The sequence below is a fragment of the Microbacterium sp. Kw_RZR3 genome, assembly GCF_029222405.1.
In the GTDB taxonomy this organism is placed as follows: Bacteria; Actinomycetota; Actinomycetes; order Actinomycetales; family Microbacteriaceae; genus Microbacterium.
In genome coordinates, this window is sequence record NZ_JARHXC010000236.1 from 1 (window position 1) to 3,262 (window position 3,262).

A 3,262-nucleotide genomic window follows, 5' to 3' on the forward strand; every position below is an offset into this window, starting at 1 on the left:
GCTGACGCAGCCCCCGCTGAGCCTGTCGAAGCGTTCGCGTAGGTCGCGAAGAAGTACCACGCGTTCCACAGCGGCAGCAGGAACTCACGCACGCCCGAGCGGATTCCCTCCTCGGTCACGACGAGGTTGCCACCCCGCAACACGCTCGAAGACATCAGGAACCACCGCATCGCGTCCGAGCCGTCGCGATCGAAGACCTCGCGCACGTCGGGGTAGTTGCGCAGCGACTTCGACATCTTCTGCCCGTCGTTGCCGAGCACGATGCCATGGCACGACACGCCCGTGTACGCCGGGCGGTCGAACAGTGCGGTCGAGAGCACGTGCATGACGTAGAACCAACCGCGGGTCTGCCCGATGTACTCGACGATGAAGTCGGCGGGGGCGTGCTCGTCGAACCACTCGTGGTTCTCGAACGGGTAGTGCACCTGCGCGAACGGCATCGAGCCCGAGTCGAACCACACGTCGAGCACGTCCTCGATGCGGCGCATCGTGGACTTACCCGTCGGGTCGTCGGGGTTCGGGCGCGTGAGGTCGTCGATGTAGGGACGGTGAAGGTCGACCTCGCCGTCGGCGTTCACCGGCAGGCGGCCGAAGTCGGCCTCCATATCGGCGAGCGATCCGTAGACATCGACGCGCGGGTGGTTCGGGTCGTCGCTCTTCCACACCGGGATCGGCGAGCCCCAGTAGCGGTTGCGGCTGATGGACCAGTCGCGGGCCCCCTCGAGCCACTTGCCGAACTGGCCCTCCTTGACGTTCTCGGGCACCCAGGTGATGCGCTGGTTGTTCGCCAGCAGATCGTCTTTGAACTCGGTCACGCGCACGAACCAGCTCGACACGGCCTTGTAGATGAGGGGGTTCCGGCAGCGCCAGCAGTGCGGGTACGAGTGCTCGTACGACGCCTCGCGCAAGAGGCGGCCACCCTGCTTCAGCAGGCGGATGAGCGGCCGGTTGGCCTCCATCCACAGCTCCCCCGCGACGTCGGTCACGGCCGACAGGAACCGGCCGCCGTCGTCGAGCGAGATGATCGTCGGCAGGCCCGCGGCATCCGCGAGGCGCTTGTCGTCCTCGCCGTAGGCGGGGGCCTGGTGCACGATGCCTGTGCCGTCGCTCACCGTGACGTAGTCGTCGACGAGGATTCTCCAGGCGTCCTGCGTGCCCCACGTCTCGGCGTCGGCGTAGTAGTCGAAGAGGCGGTCGTACGAAACACCCTCGAGCTCGGCGCCCAGGACCGTCGTCTGCACGGCCGCGCGGGCGGCATCCGCACTCTCGTACCCGAGATCCTTCGCGTAGTTCGGCAGCAGATCCTCGGCGAGCAGGTAGCGGTGCGCAACGGCCTCGAACGCCTCGTCGGGCGTGCCGTCGGGGGTCGTGTGCACGTCGGCAGCACCGTTCGGGCCGCCCTCGATGACGGCGTATCGGATGCCGGGACCCACCGCGAGCGCGAGGTTCGTCGGAAGCGTCCACGGCGTCGTCGTCCATGCGAGCGCCCGGACACCGGTGAGACCCAGCGCCTCGGCCTTCGCCCCGACGAGCGGGAACGTCACGGTGACGGAGGGGTCCTGCCGCATCTTGTAGACGTCGTCGTCCATGCGCAGCTCGTGCGTCGACAGGGGCGTCTCGTCGCGCCAGCAATACGGCAGCACGCGGTACCCCTCGTACGCGAGGCCCTTGTCGTGCAGGGTCTTGAAGGCCCACAGGACGCTCTCCATGTAGGTCGTGTCGAGCGTCTTGTAGCCGCGCTCGAAGTCGACCCACCGGGCCTGACGGGTGACATAGTCCTGCCACTCGCGCGTGTACTCGAGCACTGACTCGCGGGCCTTCGCGTTGAAGGTCGCGACGCCCATGCGCTCGATCTCGTCCTTCTCGGTGATCCCGAGCTGCTTCATGGCCTCGAGCTCGGCCGGGAGGCCGTGGGTGTCCCAGCCGAAGACGCGGTCGACCTTCTTGCCGCGCATCGTCTGGAAGCGCGGGAAGACGTCCTTGGCGTACCCGGTGAGCAGGTGCCCGTAGTGCGGGAGGCCGTTGGCGAAGGGCGGGCCGTCGTAGAAGACCCACTCCTCGGCGCCCTCGCGGTTCGCGATCGAGGCGCGGAAGGTGTCGTCGGCCGCCCAGAACGCGAGGGTGTCGCGCTCGATGTCCGGGAAGCGCGGGCTGGGAACGACGGATGCCGTGCCCGCGGCGCTGGCGTCAGCTGCGGGGCCGAAGGATGAGGGGCGAGGGTAGGTCATGTCTCTCCGCGGGTCGAGGTCTCCTCGCCGGGACGATCCGTACGGACCGCGGTACCACCCTGCGTTGTGTCGGACCCTTCGACAGGCTCAGGGACCCCCTTCGACAGGCTCAGGGACCCCCTTCGACAGGCTCAGGGACCGACACCGCTCTCACTGCGGCTGTGACGGGCCTGCCCCGCGCGGTTCTAGTCCGGGCCATGACCCGTTTCTTCCGCGAGCTCCCCGGTGATGGCCGGATCGGTGCTGATCCCCCCATTCTACGCGCTCGTCCCGCTCCCCGCTGCGCCCCGCCGCGCCCCCGTCGAGTGTCCAGGAAACGCCGTTATGCCGGAGAGAGTTGCGGCGTTTCCTGGACACTCAACGCCCGGTCGGCGGGGCGGCGGGTGCGGACGAGGAGGCGGCGAGGAGCTCTTGGGTGAAGGGATGCCGGGGCTCGGCGAAGACGCACGGCACGGGGCCCGACTCGACCACGCGGCCGTCCTTCATCACGAGCACGTCGTCGGCGATGCCCGCCACGACGTCGAGGTCATGCGTGATGAACACCATCGCGAGATCGCGCTCACGCTGGAGAACTCGAAGGCGGTCGAGGATACGCGCGCGGACGGTGGCGTCGAGCGCCGAGACCGGCTCGTCGAGGACGAGGAGGTCGGGATCCGTCGCCAGCGCGCGAGCGATCGCGACCCGCTGCCGTTGTCCGCCCGACAGCTGCGCCGGCAGTCGTCGCCCGAAGCCGGCCCCCAGACCGACCTCGTGCAGCAGCGCATCGACCTCGGCGCGGCGGCGCGGACGTGGGACCCCGGCCGCAGCGACCGCCTCCCCCACCGTGCGGGCGACGCTCCAGCGCGGATCGAGCGCACCCCAGGGGTTCTGCTGCACGAGTTGTACGCGGCGCCGAGCAGCACCGCGTGCCGCGTGGGGCGACCAGGGGCGTCCGTCGAACGTGAGGCTTCCGGCATCCGGGGCGCTCACTCCGACGATGAGTCGGGCGAGCGTCGTCTTGCCCGATCCCGATTCGCCGACGATCGCGAGGGTCC

The 3,262-nt window shown here is 69.2% G+C and carries 2 protein-coding genes; both read right to left on the reverse strand.

What is annotated here, in order from left to right; genetic code table 11:
* Positions 1–2,228, reverse strand: a 2,228-nt coding sequence (ileS, locus tag P2P98_RS13245; protein ID WP_275800439.1) for an isoleucine--tRNA ligase, incomplete at its 3' end; no start/stop codon positions are given.
* A gap of 357 nt (positions 2,229–2,585) precedes the next feature.
* Positions 2,586–3,262, reverse strand: a 677-nt coding sequence (locus P2P98_RS13250; protein WP_275800442.1) for an ABC transporter ATP-binding protein, incomplete at its 5' end; no start/stop codon positions are given.